This window comes from Streptomyces sp. NPDC058308, from assembly GCF_042880275.1.
In the GTDB taxonomy this organism is placed as follows: Bacteria; Actinomycetota; Actinomycetes; order Streptomycetales; family Streptomycetaceae; genus Streptomyces.
This window is the reverse complement of the sequence record NZ_JBHVZA010000020.1, coordinates 60429-77195: the sequence shown is the minus strand read 5'-3', so window position 1 is coordinate 77195 and position 16767 is coordinate 60429. Positions and strand designations below refer to the sequence as shown.

Annotated in this window: 18 protein-coding genes; 4 read left to right on the top strand and 14 right to left on the bottom strand. The window is 69.4% G+C overall.

Features of this window, described 5'->3' with window-relative positions; translation table 11 throughout:
• Nucleotides 1–65 precede the first annotated feature (65 nt).
• Complete coding sequence (locus ACFVYL_RS25675; protein WP_389719800.1) at nt 66–1019, bottom strand: LysR substrate-binding domain-containing protein; 954 nt, start codon at nt 1017–1019, stop codon at nt 66–68.
• 132 nt (nt 1020–1151) lie between these two features.
• Here ACFVYL_RS25675 and ACFVYL_RS25670 point away from each other — a divergent pair, with 132 nt between their 5' ends.
• Together ACFVYL_RS25670 and ACFVYL_RS25665 are read left to right on the top strand one after the other, a co-directional pair.
• A complete protein-coding gene (locus tag ACFVYL_RS25670) occupies nt 1152–1706 on the top strand; it encodes a peroxiredoxin (RefSeq protein WP_389719798.1) in 555 nt (184 codons plus the stop codon).
• Between the two features lie 16 nt (nt 1707–1722).
• Nucleotides 1723–2253, top strand: a complete 531-nt coding sequence (locus tag ACFVYL_RS25665; protein WP_389719796.1) for an alkyl hydroperoxide reductase — start codon at nt 1723–1725, stop codon at nt 2251–2253.
• Nucleotides 2254–2322: 69 nt separating this feature from the next.
• On the opposite strand, the gene ACFVYL_RS25660 is transcribed toward ACFVYL_RS25665, so the two are convergent.
• The 4 genes from ACFVYL_RS25660 to ACFVYL_RS25645 form a co-directional block, all read right to left on the bottom strand.
• On the bottom strand, nt 2323–3702 hold the full coding sequence (locus ACFVYL_RS25660) for an AI-2E family transporter (protein WP_389719795.1): 1380 nt from the start codon (nt 3700–3702) through the stop codon (nt 2323–2325).
• Between the two features lie 136 nt (nt 3703–3838).
• Entirely contained in the window at nt 3839–4585 is a 747-nt protein-coding gene (locus tag ACFVYL_RS25655) for a lytic transglycosylase domain-containing protein (RefSeq protein ID WP_389719794.1), read from the bottom strand.
• Between the two features lie 381 nt (nt 4586–4966).
• On the bottom strand, nt 4967–6289 hold the full coding sequence (locus tag ACFVYL_RS25650; protein ID WP_389719792.1) for a PhoH family protein: 1323 nt from the start codon (nt 6287–6289) through the stop codon (nt 4967–4969).
• A 323-nt stretch (nt 6290–6612) separates the two neighbouring features.
• The gene (locus tag ACFVYL_RS25645; protein WP_389719790.1) at nt 6613–7374 is read right to left on the bottom strand and encodes an isoprenyl transferase; all 762 of its coding nucleotides are present in this window, start codon (nt 7372–7374) and stop codon (nt 6613–6615) included.
• Between the two features lie 128 nt (nt 7375–7502).
• Between ACFVYL_RS25645 and mgrA the strand changes: the two genes are divergently transcribed.
• Nucleotides 7503–8540: an L-glyceraldehyde 3-phosphate reductase gene (gene mgrA / locus ACFVYL_RS25640; protein ID WP_389719789.1), complete on the top strand. Its 1038-nt coding sequence runs from the start codon at nt 7503–7505 to the stop codon at nt 8538–8540.
• A gap of 134 nt (nt 8541–8674) precedes the next feature.
• On the opposite strand, the gene ACFVYL_RS25635 is transcribed toward mgrA, so the two are convergent.
• Nucleotides 8675–9211 carry a hypothetical protein gene (locus ACFVYL_RS25635; RefSeq protein WP_389719787.1) on the bottom strand — a complete coding sequence of 179 codons (537 nt, stop codon included), beginning with the start codon at nt 9209–9211 and terminating at the stop codon, nt 8675–8677.
• A 309-nt stretch (nt 9212–9520) separates the two neighbouring features.
• Between ACFVYL_RS25635 and ACFVYL_RS25630 the strand changes: the two genes are divergently transcribed.
• The gene (locus ACFVYL_RS25630) at nt 9521–9919 is read left to right on the top strand and encodes a DUF192 domain-containing protein (protein ID WP_389719785.1); all 399 of its coding nucleotides are present in this window, start codon (nt 9521–9523) and stop codon (nt 9917–9919) included.
• A gap of 255 nt (nt 9920–10174) precedes the next feature.
• Here the strand turns inward: ACFVYL_RS25630 and ACFVYL_RS25625 are convergent, their stop codons facing one another.
• The 8 genes from ACFVYL_RS25625 to ACFVYL_RS25590 form a co-directional block, all read right to left on the bottom strand.
• Entirely contained in the window at nt 10175–11086 is a 912-nt protein-coding gene (locus ACFVYL_RS25625) for a class I SAM-dependent methyltransferase (RefSeq protein WP_389719783.1), read from the bottom strand.
• Nucleotides 11087–11162: 76 nt separating this feature from the next.
• A complete protein-coding gene (locus ACFVYL_RS25620; RefSeq protein WP_389719782.1) occupies nt 11163–11816 on the bottom strand; it encodes an OmpA family protein in 654 nt (217 codons plus the stop codon).
• A gap of 3 nt (nt 11817–11819) precedes the next feature.
• Nucleotides 11820–12416, bottom strand: coding sequence for a hypothetical protein (locus ACFVYL_RS25615; protein WP_389719781.1), 597 nt, complete (start codon nt 12414–12416; stop codon nt 11820–11822).
• A gap of 32 nt (nt 12417–12448) precedes the next feature.
• Entirely contained in the window at nt 12449–13057 is a 609-nt protein-coding gene (locus ACFVYL_RS25610; RefSeq protein ID WP_389719890.1) for a pilus assembly protein TadG-related protein, read from the bottom strand.
• Nucleotides 13054–13248, bottom strand: coding sequence for a hypothetical protein (locus ACFVYL_RS25605; RefSeq protein ID WP_389719889.1), 195 nt, complete (start codon nt 13246–13248; stop codon nt 13054–13056). The genes ACFVYL_RS25610 and ACFVYL_RS25605 overlap by 4 nt, the downstream gene beginning before the upstream one ends.
• Before the next feature lie 290 nt (nt 13249–13538).
• The gene (locus ACFVYL_RS25600) at nt 13539–14429 is read right to left on the bottom strand and encodes a DUF5936 domain-containing protein (protein ID WP_389719779.1); all 891 of its coding nucleotides are present in this window, start codon (nt 14427–14429) and stop codon (nt 13539–13541) included.
• Nucleotides 14430–14457: 28 nt separating this feature from the next.
• Nucleotides 14458–15405, bottom strand: coding sequence for a type II secretion system F family protein (locus ACFVYL_RS25595; protein ID WP_389719777.1), 948 nt, complete (start codon nt 15403–15405; stop codon nt 14458–14460).
• Nucleotides 15402–16739, bottom strand: a complete 1338-nt coding sequence (locus tag ACFVYL_RS25590; RefSeq protein ID WP_389719776.1) for a CpaF family protein — start codon at nt 16737–16739, stop codon at nt 15402–15404. Before ACFVYL_RS25590 ends, ACFVYL_RS25595 begins: the two co-directional genes overlap by 4 nt.
• Between the last annotated feature and the right edge of the window lie 28 nt (nt 16740–16767).

Sequence of the window (16767 nt, the reverse complement as noted above, 5' to 3'; positions counted from 1 at the left end):
CGCGGCCAGCCCCCACCGGCCCGCGGGAAAACACGCGCCGTGGCGGGCACAAGGCCGGTGCGGGCTCACACGACCCGCACCGGCAAGGGCCGAATCGCCTCCTTCAGGGCCCGCGCCAACTCCTCGTACTCGGCGCCCCGCGCGGCCCCCGTCCGCATCGCGAGAGCGATCCGCCGCGTGGGCGCGGGGTCGGCGAAGTACCCCGTCAAGAGCTGATTGCTGCGGCTGGTCTCCACCCGCACGGCCGTGCGCGGCAGCAGCGTCACACCGAGCCCGCCCGCCACCAGCTGGACGAGGGTGGAGAGCCCGGCGGCGGTCGTGGTGACGGGAGCCTCCGCGCGGCCCGCCTCACGGCAGATGTCGAGGGCCTGGTCGCGCAGGCAGTGCCCCTCGTCGAGGAGCAGCAGGTTGAGCTCCTTCAGGGCCTCGCGCGGGATGCCCTCGCGACCGCCGAGCCAGTGGTCCAGGGGTGTGACGAGGACGAAATCCTCGTCGAAGAGCGGCAGTTCGCTCACCCCCGGCACGCCGAGCGGCACCGCGAGCAGCAGCAGGTCGAGCCGTCCGGCCGTGAGCCCTTCGAGGAGCGAGGAGGTCTGCTCCTCGTGCACCTGGAGGTCCAGGTCCGGGTACCGCTCGTGGACGAGCGCGATCACCGTGGGCAGCAGGTACGGTGCCACGGTCGGGATCACGCCGAGCCGCAGCGCACCGGTGAACGGCGCCTTGACCGCGTCGGCCTCCTCCATGAGCGCCTCGACCTCGTCGAGGACCGCCTTGACCCGTACGGAGAGCCGCTCACCGGCGGGCGAGAGCAGGACCTTGCGGGTGGTCCGCTCCAGGAGCTTGACACCCAGTGCCTCCTCCAGCGCGGCCACGGCCCCGGAGAGCGCGGGCTGGCTCATCCCGATCGCGGCGGCGGCATCGCGGAAGTGCAGATGCTCGGCCACGGCGGCGAAGGCGCGCAGCTGCGCCAGGCTGGGCTGTCTGCCCTGTGACGGCTTGCCCCTTTGTATGGCTCGCACTGATAACCACCTCCGATCAACATGACCCACTCTAGCTATTTCCGTAATCAATGCACCCTGTGCCACCATCGAGTTCAGTCCAACCCATAGGAATCTCCTCAAAAGGGATTTTCCTTGTCGCAAGGAGTACGTGTGCTCACTGTCGGTGACAAGTTCCCCGAGTTCGACCTGACCGCCTGTGTCTCGCTGGAGAAGGGCGCGGAGTTCGAGCAGATCAACCACAAGACCTACGAGGGCAAGTGGAAGATCGTCTTCGCGTGGCCCAAGGACTTCACCTTCGTGTGCCCGACCGAGATCGCGGCCTTCGGCAAGCTGAACGACGAGTTCGCCGACCGTGACGCCCAGATCCTCGGCTTCTCCGGTGACTCCGAGTTCGTGCACCACGCCTGGCGCAAGGACCACCCGGACCTGACGGACCTGCCCTTCCCGATGCTGGCCGACTCGAAGCACGAGCTCATGCGTGACCTCGGCATCGAGGGCGAGGACGGCTTCGCGCAGCGCGCCGTCTTCATCGTCGACCAGAACAACGAGATCCAGTTCACGATGGTGACCGCCGGTTCCGTGGGCCGTAACCCCAAGGAGGTCCTCCGGGTCCTCGACGCCCTGCAGACCGACGAGCTGTGCCCCTGCAACTGGACCCAGGGCGACGAGACCCTGGACCCGGTCGCGCTGCTCTCGGGCGAGTGAACAGGAGCTCTCTGACATGGCACTCGACGAACTGAAGTCCGCCGTACCGGACTACGCCAAGGACCTGAAGCTGAACCTCGGCTCGGTCATCGGCAACAGCGACCTCCCCAAGCAGCAGCTCTGGGGCACGGTCCTGGCCTGCGCGATCGCCTCGCGCTCGCCGATCGTGCTGCGCGAGCTGGAGCCGGAGGCGAAGGCGAACCTCTCCGCGGAGGCGTACACCGCCGCGAAGTCCGCCGCCGCGATCATGGCGATGAACAACGTCTTCTACCGCACGCGCCACCTGCTCTCCGACCCGGAGTACGGGACGATGCGCGCCGGTCTGCGGATGAACGTCATCGGCAACCCGGGCGTCGAGAAGGTCGACTTCGAGCTGTGGTCCCTCGCGGTCTCCGCGATCAACGGCTGCGGCCAGTGCCTGGACTCGCACGAGCAGGTCCTGCGCAAGGCCGGCGTCGACCGCGAGACGATCCAGGAGGCCTTCAAGGTCGCCGCGGTCATCCAGGCGGTGGGCGTCACGCTGGACTCCGAGGCGCACCTCGCGTAGTTCCGCCGACTCATACGGAAGCGGGGCCCGGAACCGAGAGGTTCCGGGCCCCGCTTTCGCGCGTACGGGCTACTCCCGCGGGTCCGCGGACCCGGACGGGGACGCCGGGGCGGCCGCAGGCGGGGACGCCGGTTCCGACGCGGACGCCGACGCCGGTGCCGAGTCCAGCGCGGTGGCTCCGCGCGGCTGCGGGGCCTGCTTCAGCGCGGCCTCGCGGGCGTACGCCCGCAGATAGCCGACGACCGTGTTCGTGACGGCCACCAGCGGCACCGCCACGACCGCCCCGCCGACCCCGGCGACCATGCCGCCCGCGGCGACGGAGAGGATCACCGCGAGCGGATGCACCCGCACCGCGCGGCCGAGGATGAACGGCTGCAGGATGTGCCCCTCGATCTGCTGCACCGCGAGGACCACCGCGAGCGCCATCACCGCGGTGAACACGCCCTGGGTGACCAGGGCGACGACCACCGCGAGGGCGCCGGAGACCACGGCGCCGACCAGTGGCACGAACGCGGCCAGGAAGATGATGACGGCGAGCGGCACCGCCATCGGCACCCCGAGGAAGTAGATGCCGAGGCCGATGAAGATGGCGTCGATCAGGGCCACTATCACCGTGCCGCGCACGTACGCGGTGAGCGTGCGCCAGGCCCGCGGGCCCGCGCCCGCGATGCCGGGCCGCGCCTGGGCGGGCATCAGCTTCAGGAACCACTGCCAGATGCGCTTGCCGTCGTAGAGCAGGAAGAGCGTCGAGAACATCGCGAGCAGGATGCCGGTCAGCATCTCGACGATGACCGTGACGCCTTCCAGGCCCGCGGAGGTGAGCTCCTCCGTGTTGGAGCCGACCGCGTCCCGCAGGCTCTTGGCGATCTCGTTGATCTGGTCCTCGGTCACGTGGAACGGGCTGTTGAGGAGCCACTTGCGCAGATCCTCGATGCCGTCCTGGACCTGCCGGGACAGTTCGTCGGCGTTCTCCATGACCTGCCACACCACGAACCAGCCGACCAGGCCCATGATGACGAAGCCGAGGATCGCGGTCACCGCCGTCGCGAGCCCGCGCGGCAGACCCAGCTTCTTGAGCCGGGCCACCGTGGGCTGCAGCAGCGCGGTGATCAGCAGGGCGGCCACGAAGGCGAGCACCACCAGCTGCACCGCGCTGATGACCTTCATCAGGACCCAGAGGGTGCCCGCGAGGACCAGCAGCCGCCAGCCCGCCTCGGCGGCGACCCGCATGCCCCACGGCACGGCGTCCACGGGGTCGGGTCTCGCCGCTATGGCCGGCGCGTACGCGGGCGGCAGCGGCACGTGTTCGCTGTCGTCCCCTACGACGGAATCCCTCGGCTCGTCGGTGTCCGAGTCGGCGTCCTTGTCGCGGCGCTGCTCGTTCAACCGCTCGCCCATCCCGCTCAGTCCGGCGCCGAGCCGGCCGAGCCACCCTGGCACTCGCGACATGATCCGTCCTCTACCCCCGTCTTTTCCCACCACTCCCCCCTGGAGCTGTCGCACCGACCGTACACGGGAGAAACCCCCCACCGAAGGACGGTGAGGGGCCTCTCAAGGTTGAGTACCGGTACGGCCGGAGTGCGGCCTAGTACCAGCTGTTCGCCTGCCAGAAGCTCCAGGCTCCGCACGGGCTTCCGTAGCGGTCGTTCATGTAACCCAGGCCCCACTTGATCTGCGTGGCCGGGTTGGTCTGCCAGTCGGAACCCGCCGAGGACATCTTGGAACCGGGCAGCGCCTGGACGAGGCCGTACGCGCCCGAACCGGCGTTGGTGGCCTTGTAGTTCCAGGTGGACTCGTGGTTGACGATGTTGCTGAAGCACTGGAACTGGTCGCCGGGGACCATCTGCCGTGCCATCGCCTGGACCTGGGCAACCGTGTAAGAGCCCTGCGGCGCGAAGCTGGAGGCGTCGCGGGCGGAGGAGCGGCTGGCCTTGGTCTCGGCCTTCTCCTCACGCTCCTTCTTGGCGGCGGCCTTCTTGGCGGCCTCCGCCTTCTCCGCCTTCTCCGCGGCCTTCTGCTTCTCGATCGCCGAGGCGGCGGCCTGCTTGCGGGCCTCCTCCGCGGCGGTCTTCTTCGCGGCGGTGTCGGCGGCCATGGCCTGCGCGTCGGCCTGCTGCGTCAGGGACGCGGTCTGGACCTGGGCCTGCTGACCCGCGGGTATGTCTGCGAGGAGCGTCGCGTCGCTTGCCGCTGCCTCAAAGTCGTTCGAGTTCGAGGGCTGGGTGTTGCCCGAGGCAACACCCACGACAGCGCCGACGGTGGTGACCGCGGTGGCAGAAGCCACGGCGAATCCCCGGACCGAAATCCGGCTCACACGGTTTCCTTCCAGCATCGCCCGCATAGGTGACCTCGCGGACGCAATCGTGCCCCTGGCGCTGGCCTCCGCTTGCGATCGGTCACGGGAGGCACGGACCCGGTGCTCAACTCCCGTAGCGGGAGCGTCGCGTGGTGCTTCGGGCGGCATGCGACGGTCACTATGAAGTTCTGGTGTTCGGTACCGCTGGGGGTACAGGTGTGTCGCATGCGGGGCCTGACAGGACCCAGACTCTGCCCCAGCCGGACACCGCAAGGCAATTCTCCGTTGCGTGGGAAAGCTCACACCCCGTTTGCCCCAGGAGTTTTACGGAAACAGGGGTGCAGCACGACGCCGCCCGGCTAAGCTCCTTCGCTTTGCCGGGCGGCGCCCACTGTGGTGCAACTGCCGTGAACTGCCTCAGATGTGACCGTCCTCCAGCATTTCGGTCACCAGGGCCGCGATCTGCGAACGCTCCGAGCGCGTGAGCGTGACGTGCGCGAAGAGGGGATGCCCCTTCAGCTTCTCGACGACGGCGACCACGCCGTCGTACCTCCCCACGCGGAGGTTGTCGCGCTGGGCCACGTCGTGGGTCAGTACGACACGGGAGTTGGCCCCGATACGGGACAGCACGGTCAACAGGACATTCCGCTCCAGGGATTGCGCCTCGTCCACGATCACGAACGCGTCGTGCAGGGAGCGCCCGCGGATGTGGGTGAGCGGGAGCACTTCGAGCATCCCGCGCGCCGTGACCTCCTCGATGACCTCTTTCCCCGCCACCGAGCCGAGGGTGTCGAAGACCGCCTGCGCCCAGGGGCCCATCTTCTCGGCCTCGGTGCCGGGCAGATAGCCGAGCTCCTGCCCGCCCACCGCGTACAGCGGCCTGAAGACCATCACCTTCTGGTGCTGCCTGCGCTCAAGGACCGCCTCCAGGCCCGCGCAGAGCGCGAGCGCCGACTTGCCGGTGCCCGCACGGCCGCCCATCGAGACGATGCCGACGTCCGGGTCGAGGAGCAGATCGAGCGCGACCCGCTGCTCGGCGCTCCTGCCCTTGAGTCCGAAGGCCTCACGGTCGCCGCGTACGAGCCGGACGTTGCCGTCGGCCGTGACGCGGCCGAGCGCCTTGCCCCGCTCCGACTGGATGGTGAGGCCCGTGTGCACTGGCAGGTCCGCCGCCTCCGGGACGTACAGGGAGTCCTCTTCGAAGAGGAGGTCCACCTGCTCGGCCGCGAGCGTCAGTTCGGACATGCCGGTCCAGCCGGAGTCCGTGATGGCGAGCTCGGCCCGGTACTCCTCGGCCAGGAGCCCCACCGAGGACGCCTTGATCCTGAGCGGCAGGTCCTTGGAGACGACGGTGACGTCGTACCCCTCGGCCTGCAGGTTGCGCGCCACGGCAAGAATCCGTGAGTCGTTGTCCCCCAACCGGTAGCCGGCCGGAAGCACGCCGGGATCGGAGTGGTTGAGCTCGACGCGCAGCGAACCGCCCAGGTCCCCGATCGGGATCGGGGCGTCCAGGCGGCCGTGCCGGATGCGGAAGTCGTCGAGCAGGCGCAGCGCCTGCCGGGCGAAGTATCCGAGCTCCGGATGGTGCCGCTTGGCCTCCAGCTCCGTCACCACGACGATCGGCAGCACGACTTCGTGCTCCTCGAAGCGGGTCAGGGCGTTCGGATCGGCCAGCAGGACGCTGGTGTCGAGAACATAGGTGCGCCTGTCGGGCATGCGGCGCTTTGTGCTGGTCACCACGGAAGGACGTACCCCCTCGGATGAGGTCGGGGAGCGACGGGAGGGATACCGGGGGCGATCCGGCGGGTGTGAGCCGGACCGGTCACGGGCCGCACTGCGCGGGCCGAGCACCGGCCCTCCACGTCGCCCGTGCTGCTCACACGGTCGTCCTGGTGCAACGGGCCTCCCGGGCGGACGGCTCATGCCGTCCGCTGAGATACGACATCCGTGAATCGGACGTCGACCTGGAAGGCTTATTCCCTCGAACAAGCGCAGCCATGCCAGGGCATATGACGACGCGTTGGTTAACTCCGGGTTACCCCGACCTCAGGGGCGAAAGCGGATCAGCCGCCGTAGCGGCGGTGGCGTGCCGCGTAATCACGCAGCGCACGCAGGAAATCGACCTTGCGGAAGGCCGGCCAGAAGACTTCGCAGAAGTAGTACTCGGAGTGGGCCGACTGCCAGAGCATGAATCCGGAGAGGCGCTGCTCGCCACTCGTTCGGATCACCAGGTCGGGATCCGGCTGGCCGCTGGTGTAGAGGTGCTTGGAGATCTGGTCGATGTCGACGCACTCCGCGACGTCCTCCAGGCTCGCGCCGTTGTCCGCGTGCTCAAGGAGCAGCGAGCGGACCGCGTCGGCGATCTCCTGGCGGCCGCCGTAGCCGACGGCCACGTTGACCAGTATCCCGGTGTTGTGGCGGGTCGCCTCTTCGGCTTCCTTCATGACCGTCTGGGTGTGGGCCGGCAGCAGGTCGAGGGCCCCGACGTGGTGGACCCGCCAGCGGCCGTCCGCGACGAGCGAGCGGACCGTGCCCCCGATGATGCCAAGGAGCGGCGTCAGCTCGCCCGGGGGCCGGTCGAAGTTGTCGGTGGAGAGCATCCACAACGTCACGACCTCGACGTCCGTCTCCGCGCACCAGCCGAGGAACTCCTCGATCTTGTGTGCGCCCGCCTGGTGGCCCTCAGCGGTGGTCCCGCCCGCCGCCTTGGCCCAACGGCGGTTGCCGTCGAGGATGACACCGATGTGCTTGGGCACCTGGTCGTGGTCGAGGCGGCCTTCCACCCGGCGTGCGTAAAGTCCGTACACCAGGTCGCGCAGGTTCACGTGTGTCAGCCTCCAGCAGATGGCGATCTCCAGGGGTGCGCCCAGAGCAACCCCGAGGGCGACACCCTACCGCCGCTCTAGCGTCCCTCCACAGTCGGGTGGCAGGACCCTGAAGTAGCTTCGTCCCCATGAACGACACGTCTCTGTATCGCGCGGCACCGGACCGTTACGACTCGATGGAGTACCGGCGGACGGGTCGCAGCGGTCTGAAACTGCCCGCGGTGTCCCTCGGGCTCTGGCACAACTTCGGCGACGACAAGGCCCTCGGGACGCAGCGCGAGATCCTGCGACGCGCCTTCGACCTGGGCGTCACGCACTTCGACCTGGCGAACAACTACGGCCCGCCGGCGGGCTCGGCCGAGCTCAACTTCGGCAAGATCTTCGCGCAGGACTTCGCCCCGTACCGTGACGAGCTGGTCCTCTCGACCAAGGCCGGCTACCTCATGCACCCCGGCCCGTACGGCGAGTGGGGCAGCCGCAAATATCTGCTGTCGTCGTTGGACGCGTCGCTCGACCGGATGGGCGTCGACTACGTGGACATCTTCTACTCCCACCGCTTCGACCCGGAGACTCCGCTGGAGGAGACGATGGGCGCCCTCGCCTCCGCCGTCCAGCAGGGCAAGGCGCTGTACGTGGGGGTGTCCTCGTACAACAGCGAGCAGACGGCGGAAGCGGCGCGGCTGCTGCGGGAGATGGGTGTCCCGGCCCTCATCCACCAGCCCTCGTACTCGATGATCAACCGCTGGACCGAGGACGACGGGCTGCTCGACACCCTGGAGGCGGCGGGCATGGGCTGCATCTCCTTCGTGCCGCTCGCCCAGGGCCTGCTGACGAACAAGTACTTGCAGGGCATCCCGGAGGGTTCGCGCGCGACCCAGGGCAAATCCCTGGACCCGGGCCTGCTGAGCGACGAGGTGGTGCGCCGGCTGAACGGTCTGAACGGCATCGCGGCGGAGCGCGGCCAGTCCCTCGCCCAGCTCGCCCTGAACTGGGTGCTCCGCGACGAGCGGATGACCTCCGCCCTGATCGGCGCCTCCAGCGTCGAGCAGCTGGAGGAGAACGTGGCGGCGCTCGCGGGACCGAAGCTGACGGACGCCGAGCTGTCCGCGATCGACACGTTCGCGGTGTCGACGCCCGGCACCAACATCTGGGCCGGGCGCGGCTGACCGGCGCGACGCTCGGGCGGATGTGCGGGAGCCCCGGACCGGATGCGTTCCGGTCCGGGGCTCCTTGCTGCGCGCCGTAGGCCGCTGTGCGCCCGTGTGCCCGTTGGCCGCTGTGCGCCGTGTTCCGCGTCGGGTCAGACGCGCGGCCGCTTGAACCACGCGCCCGCCACGCCCTGCGAGAGCAGGATGACGACGGCGATCGAACCGAGCAGCGGCAGCAGCCCGCCGGGGTTGCCGGCGGCCGCGCCGCCGAGCCCGAACAGGATCTGCACGCTCATCAGAACGATGCACGTGACGCGGATGCCGTTGCCCGCGGTGCCGAAGCGGAAGGCCATGCCGGCGGCGACGAGGAGGCAGAGGTTGACGCCGAGGGCCGCGCCGGCCGTCTCCGGGTTCGAGATGGCTATCAGGAGGATGCTGCCGATGACGGTGAGTCCGGCGAGCACCCAGGTGACGATCTGAGCGGCGCGGACGACGCCGGGCATCCGGTGCGGTCCCATCGGGCCCTGGCCGTATCCGGGATATCCCGGGTGACCGGGGCCGTATCCGTAGCCCTGTCCCTGCCCGTAGCCCTGCCCGTAGCCCGGGTCCTGGGCGGGGCCGTTGTAGGTGGGGAGACCTTGCTGGGGGTTGGGCTGCGGAGGGGGCGGAGGGGGGAATTGGTTCGACATGTCCCTGACGATAACTGGACGTCGATCTTGAGCCACGCCATGGCACAAAAAATCGGGCCGGTCCGTGGGGGGGAGACGGACCGGCCCGAGGGGGGGTTTCCACCATAACCCTTCGTAAGTGCTGCTGGGTGCATTGGCGCGCCACAACTACTCTCCGAGACCGGCCGACGACTGCGCGATCCCGTTCCACCGGCGGAATCGCGGGTTCGCAGGCGTGTTTCGGCCGGGTGCGGCGGTACCTCCCAAGAGGGACCCCCGCGCGGTTCGCGCGCTTGACGTCACGGGTGGCCGTGGCGCTAATTTCGCGGCATGGCGACGATGAAGGTCTCCCCTCCCCCGCCGGGACCCTCACGACGGGAGTCCCCGGACCCCACTCCGAAGATCCCGTCGGAGATCCCGCTGGAGATCGCGGAGTCGGCGCGGGCGCGGCGGCGGGGGCTGCTCGGGCGCACGGGGGTGACGGGGGCGCTCCTGCTGTCACCGGCGAGCAGCGTGCACACCGTGCGGATGCGGTTCGCCATTGATGTGGCGTATCTCGACAAGAAGTTGCGCGTGCTGTCCGTACGGACGATGCGTCCGGGGCGGGTCGGGCTGCCGCGACCGCGGGCCAGGCACGTGATCGAGTCGGAGGCCGGGGCGATGGCCCGGTGGGGCGTGCGCCGGGGTGCGCGGATCGTCGTGAGCGCCGCCGGGCGCGGTACGGAGTGAGGGCTCGCGGCGCCGCGCGGCCCCCTCCACCGCACGGCACCGCCCGCGTTGATTTGCTCACGCGAATTAGCCTTGGTCTGAACTTACGTGACGCCAGCGGGCGGATCGAGCCAGTATTGGTAACGATGCGGAATCAAGGCTTCGATTACGGGTCGTACGTCACGATGTGAGAGATGAGAGCGAAGTGCCCGGATTGCCGAATTAGGCGACACTATTCGCCCGATTGTCGCCAACATCGTCGCTCTGTACGACCGCTCACCCCGCGTCCCGCGTCGGCTTGCGGAGGTCGAAGAGGTGCCGGGTGCTGTGGGCCACGAAGGGGCCGTCCGCCTCGATCCGGTCGTGCAGCTCGCGCAGGCGCGGCCGGTACTCCTCCACGCTGAAGCCGGGGACCATCCACACCACCTTGCGCAGGAAGTGGACGACCGCCCCGATGTCGTAGAACTCGATCCGCAGCCGCTCGGCCCGCAGATCCACGACCTCAAGGCCCGCCGCCTCGGCCTCCGCGCGCTCCAGGTCGGGGTGGCGGGCGTTCCTGACCTCCGCCGGCTGCGGCCCGAGGAAGTACTCGACGACCTCGAAGACGCTGGCGGGCCCGACGTGCTGCGCGAAGTACGTGCCGCCGGGGCGCAGCACGCGGGCGATCTCGTCGAAGTGGGCCTTCACCGGGTGGCGGCTGGTGACGAGGTCGAACGCGCCGTCCGCGAACGGCAGCGGCGCGTCTTCGGGCGAGGCGACGACGACGGCGCCGCGCGGGTGCAGCAGGGCGGTGGCCTTGGCGACGTTCGCGGGCCAGCCTTCCGTGGCCACGGCGAGCCGCGGCAGGGTGGCGGCGGAGGCCAGCACCTCGCCGCCGCCGGTCTGGATGTCGAGGCTCGCGGACGCCCCGGCGAGCCGCTCCGCCATGGCCTCGGCGTACCGCCACGAGGGCCGCGCCTCGGTGGCCCGCCCCTCGAACCAGGAGAAGTCCCACCCTTCGGTGGGCGCGGCCTCGGCTTCGGCGACGAGGGCGTCGAAGGGGCGGGGGGCGGGGCGTTCCTGGCCGGTCGTGGGGCCTGCCGGATCGGTGGGGCCTGCCGGATCGGTGGGGCCTGTGGGGCCTGTGGGGCCTGTGGGGTCCGTGGGCTCTGTGGCGTTCACCGGGTCCAGGGGGCTGGTAGGGCTCATGGGGCAATCCTGCCGGACGGCTGGTCCCCGCCTTGCCCTGGCGAGGCCCCCTTCGGGAACCCGTGGCTACCGTGGCTCAGCCCGTAGTGCCCTCGGCAGCGTCGTCGCCCGCGCTCCCCCGCGGGAAGGAGACCTCCACCCGGCGGTTCTTCCTGCGGCCCTCCTCGGAGTCGTTGTCCGCGATCGGGTAGTCCTCGCTGTAGCCGCGTACGGAGTACGTGACCTCGGGGCCGAGGTAGCCCGCCATCCTGTCGTGCACGGCCTCCGCGCGCTCGCGGGAGAGTCTCTTGCCGTGGCCGTAGGACCCGAGGCTGTCCGTGAACCCGAACACCCGCACGTCCGTGGCCTTCTGGTTCCTGGCTTCCTCCGCGATGGCCTTGATCCGGGCGTTCGCCTCCGGGTTCAGCTTCGAACTGTCCTTGGGGAACAGGACCTCCGCCTGCAGTGCGAACTTCACGTCCGTGTTGGTGTCCTCACGGCGCTCCTCGCCGCCGAGGTCCTCGACGACGGACTTGATGTCCAGCACCTTGGCCGGGGCGAGGGTCGCCCCGTCGGCGAGCTTGAGCCCGGGGCTGTTGGCGTCCACTTCGGGGGGTGGGGAGGTGGTGGTGCTGCCGGGGGGTGCGCTGGGGTCTTCGTCGTCGGCCCAGGCGGGCGCCGGTAGGAGGAGCAGGGCCAGGACGGTGAGGGTGGCGGCGCCGGTGGTGGTGCGGTGGGGGTGGCGGGTCATGGGTCACTCGCCCTCGGAGATGTCGAGGGGGGCGGGGGGCATCGAACCCACCTGGAAGGTGACGGTGCCGGTTCCCTCGGGAGGAGCAGGGAACTGAGCGAACCAGTTTGCCGTTTCGCCCTGCTTCACGCGCCCATCGAACTTGGTGCAGAGGCAACGTCCTGACGTATCCCTGAGGACCAGGTACTTCTTCTTGCCCTCTGTGTCCACGAGGCTGGCACCGGACAGGGACCCGCCGTTGGACCGCAGCTCACGTTCGTCGCTGGCCCAATCGGCGCCCATCCAGGACCGGTCCCCGTTATTGGTGACAGTGCCTGAAACAGTGACGAAGCCGCCTCCGTCGCGGAGAGCCGACGTGATTTTGACACCGACGTCACCGTCCCTGGTCTCCGCAAGGACCTTGTCCGCCGGTGGGGCCTCGTCCCCCTTGGACTCCTCATCGCCCCCGCCCTTCCCCGGCGATGACGACGAAGACCCGGTCCTGTCGGGCTCGTCGTCATCTTCCCCGCCACCGCAACCGGCGAGGGTGAGAACGAGCCCAGCCGCGATCGCCACAGCGGCCATCGCCCTGCGGGTCGTCGTGGTGCGCCGAATGTCCATCGCTACAGCCTCCCTCTCTCGTCGATCGCTTGTCAGTCGGCCAGGTGAACAGAGAAGAGAACGGACGCGTCGGGGAGGTCACTCAATTCGAAGTCGTCCGGATCGATCTCGAAGGGTTCGTCACCTTCGCACGTCAATTCCACGGGCTTTTCCGGATCGGCGGACGGGTCGGCCTCGCAGCGCGGTTTGATGACAGCCGTCGCCTCGGCCTTGGCGTGCTTCGATTCCGTGCCCGGGATGATCGAGTCGCCTACGGTGTACGTGGTTTCGATCTGCGCCCAGAAGCCCGGGTAACCGTTCACTTCATCGGGCCCGAAGCCGATGACGGTCGCATCGTTGTCGGCGGCCAGCCCCTCCGCCGCGCCCCGGGCGCCGGCCCCGGTGAATTTGTCACCCACTAGCCAGTCCAGCCAGTCGTCGCTCTTGCCAATGGACAGCTCTAATCCATCGATGAGTTCATCCCTGGCGTCCTGGGCTGCGGCCAAAGCGGCGGCGTCGGCCGCTGATTGGGCACCGTTACGGGCTGACGCGGCCTGGGCGAAGGCGAAGAAGGCGAACGCGACGAAGAGCAGAATCCCCGTCAACCAAATGTAGATCGGGAGAGTCTGCCCTTGGTCGCTACAGAGGCCAGCGGCCCTCAGCCGCCGACCACGTCGTCGACCGCGTCCCCGATCGCTCCGGAGATCGTGCCGTCCAGCCCCAGCTGGTCGATCAACGTGAAGATCCCCGCAATAAGAATCATCAGCCCCGCATACTCCACAAACCCCGCCCCCGCATCCCGGCCCTTCCCCCGGACCCGGGACGCCACGGCAACCGTCCAGTCCACCCAGATCTTGAGCGCGCGTTCCTTCAGCACGACGGCTCCTTCTCTCACACCCGATACCGAGCCCGTTGCGGTCAGAGGCAACGTACGCCACCACGCGTACATCGGCAGCAACTCTGCGCAACGGATGTGACAACCCGGTGAGTCGGCCCGCAAGTTGGCGGGTTCTCTTCCCTCTCGTTGAGATCACCATGCACGAAGTCCCCTCCCGCGAACCGTGAGCTCAATTCCGACTGTCCCACATCGAGTTGCATCCGCGAAGAGCTTTCGCGAACCTGGTGCTACTGGTGCTACTGGCGCTAACGGCCCAGGATCGAGCCGAAGTCGGTGCCCGAGCCGAGGAACATGCCCGCGGCGATCAGGATCATCGTGGCCGGGAGCATGAAGACCAGCGTCACCATCGTCGCCTTCGGGATCGTCTTCGCCGCCCGGCGGCGGGAGTTCTGCGCGTCCGTGCGGCGCATGTCCGTGGCGAGCTGGATCAGGGTGTCGGCGATCGGGGAGCCCAGTTCCTCGCCCTGCTGGAGGGCCGAGACGAACTGGGCGACCTGTTCGGAGGCGTTGCGGCGGCGGAGCTCGTCGAAGGCCTGGCGGCGGCTGACGCCCATGTCCATCTGGCGCAGCGTGATGCGGAGTTCGTCCGCCCACGGCCCCTCGTACCGTTCCGCCACGCGGTCCAGCGCCTGGCGGAAGCCGAGGCCCGCCGAGACGACGACGGCGAGGACGTCGAGGAAGTCGGGGAGGGTGCGGTCGATGACCTCGCGGCGTTCGCGGATCGCCTGCCAGATCAGCCCGTCCGCCGCGACCGCGCCGAAGGCCAGGGTGAGGAGGCCGAAGAGCGGGGAGCCGTTGGTGAGGAAGACCAGGCCGAGGACGAGGCCGAAGACGCCGTAGACCGCGCGGCGGGCCGCGTACCGGTCGATGGTCAGGCCGCCCGGGTTGCCCGCCATGTCGATCCTGCGGCGCTTGGCGTCGACCCGCTTCGGGCCCATCAGGCGCAGGACGAGGGGGGCGAAGCGCATGCCGAGACGGTCGACGGCGGAGCCCGCCACGGAGACGCGGGTCGCGCCGACCTCCAGGGCGACCGCGAGGTCGGAGGGCAGCTTCGCGTCCGCGCGGTACATGCGGACGCCCTGGCAGACGCCCGCCACGGCGAGGCCCATCGCGAGCGCTAGCAGCAAGCCCAGCAACGTAACTCTCCCTCCTGGCGCGGCACTTCTAGACCTCGATCTTTCCGAGGCGTCGGATCACGAAGAAGCCGATTCCGTACAGGCCCAGCGAGATCAGGATCAGGGTCTGGCCCAGCGGTGAGCCCGTCACGCGCTTCAGCGCGCCCTCGTTCGAGGAGTTGATGAGGAGCAGGGAGCCCAGGCCGAGCAGCGGGACCGTGAACGCGGTCGCGTGGACCTCGGACAGCATCGTGCGGACCTCGCGCCTCGTCTCCTTCCTGTCCTCCAGGGTCTGGGTGAGGTTGCGAAGGGAGTTGACCACCGTGCCGCCCGCCTTGTTGGACAGGACCAGGGTCGTGACCAGCACTATCAGCTCACGGGACGGCAGGCGTTCGGCCAGTTCGCCCAGGGTGTCGTCGATGGAGCGACCGAGAGTCAACTGGTCGGCGACGTGCGAGAGTTCCTCGCCCGCGGGGGCTTCGAGCTCCTCCGCCGCCATGGCGAGCGACGTGCGCAGGGCCAGGCCCGCCGCCGTCGCGTTGGCCAGGATGCGGGCCACGTCGGGGAGTTGGTTGATGAAGGCCTCGATGCGCTTCTGGCGCTGCCAGTTGAGGAAGGCGATCGCGCTCCATACCGCCACCGCGCCCGCGATCGGGCCGAAGAAGGGCGCCAGGGTGGCCGCCGCCATCAGCCAGAGCGCGGCGACGACCGCGACGACGTAGGTGAAGAACTCGCCGGGCGTCAGGTCCAGGCCCGTCGCCGAGAGGCGCAGGTGCAGGGAGCGGCCCAGGCGGGTGCGGCGCAGGCGGCGGTCGACGGCGGCGAAGCGGCGGGCGCGGCCGGTGGCGCCGCCGTCGCCCGTGCCCGGGCCGAGGGCGAGACGGCCGACCAGGGCCTGGCGCTGGGCCCGGCCCGACGCGTACGTGTGGACTCCGGCGACAGCGAGGGTGCCCGTGAGGATCGTGGCGCCCAGTGCGAGGACGGCGGGGTTGTTCATCCGATCGCTTCCCTCGTGTTCACGACGTCGAAGGCCGCCGCCACGCCGAAGGCCGGCGGTACCGGTTCGTTCGCGACGTACAGCTTGTCCGCGACCTCGCGCGGCAGCGGCAGGTGCTCGTAGCGGCCGTGCACGACGCGGTCGGCGCCGAGCGGGCGCGGCACGAAGCGGGTGACGGGCACGATGCGGAACTGCTGGCGTCCGTGGCTGACGAGCAGCACGATCTCGGCGACCTTGCGGGAGCCGTCGCCGTGCCGGGCGAGCTGGATGACGACGTCGACGGCCGAGTTGATCTGGTCCTTCAGGGCCTCGAAGGGGATCTGGACCTCCGACATGGAGCCGAGGGTCTGCAGGCGCATGAGGGCGTCCTCGGCGGTGTTCGCGTGGACGGTGGCGAGCGAACCGTCGTGGCCCGTCGACATCGCCTGGAGCATGTCGAGGGTCTCGCCGCCGCGGACCTCGCCGACGATGATGCGGTCGGGGCGCATGCGCAGGCTGTTGCGGACGAGGTCGCGGATGGTGATCTGGCCCTTGCCCTCGACGTTGGGGGGCCGGGATTCGAGGCGGATGACGTGTTCCTGCTGGAGCTGGAGCTCGGCCGAGTCCTCGATGGTGATGATGCGTTCGTGGGCGGGGATCAGGCCGGAGAGGGCGTTCAGGAGGGTCGTCTTGCCGGTGCCCGTGCCGCCGCTGACGATGAGGTTGAAGCGGGCGCGCACGAACGCGGCGAGCAGCATCAGCATGTGTTCGTCGAGGGAGCCGAGGCCGATGAGTTCGGGGAGCGTGTAGGCGCGCGGGAAGCGGCGGATCGTGAGGGTGGCGCCGGTCAGGGTGAGCGGCGGGATGATGACGTTGACGCGTTCGCCGGTGGGGAGGCGGGCGTCGACCATGGGGTTCGACTCGTCCACGCGGCGGTTGACCGTGGAGACGATGCGTTCGATGGTCTGCATCAGCTGCTCGTTCGAGGCGAAGCGGAGGGGCAGGTGTTCCACCCGGCCCGCGCGCTCGACGAAGATCGAGTCGGGGCCGTTGACCATGATCTCCGTGATGGACGGGTCGGCGAGGAGCGGTTCCAGTACGCCGAGTCCGAGGGCTTCGTCGACGACGCGGCGGATGAGCTGGGCGCGCTCGGAGGTGGAGAGGACGGGGCCCTCGCGGCTGATGATGTGGCCGAGGACGCGCTCCAGACGGACCCGGCGGTCGGCCGCAGCGAGCGACGACATCTCGGCGAGGTCGATCTCCTCCAGGAGCTTGGAGCGGTAGACGGCGACGAGGCCGTCGTCGCGGCTCGGCTCGGTCTGGTGGGTGGGGGCCACGCGGTCGCGCAGGCTCATGGTCTCCTCTCAACCTCCTTCACGGGTA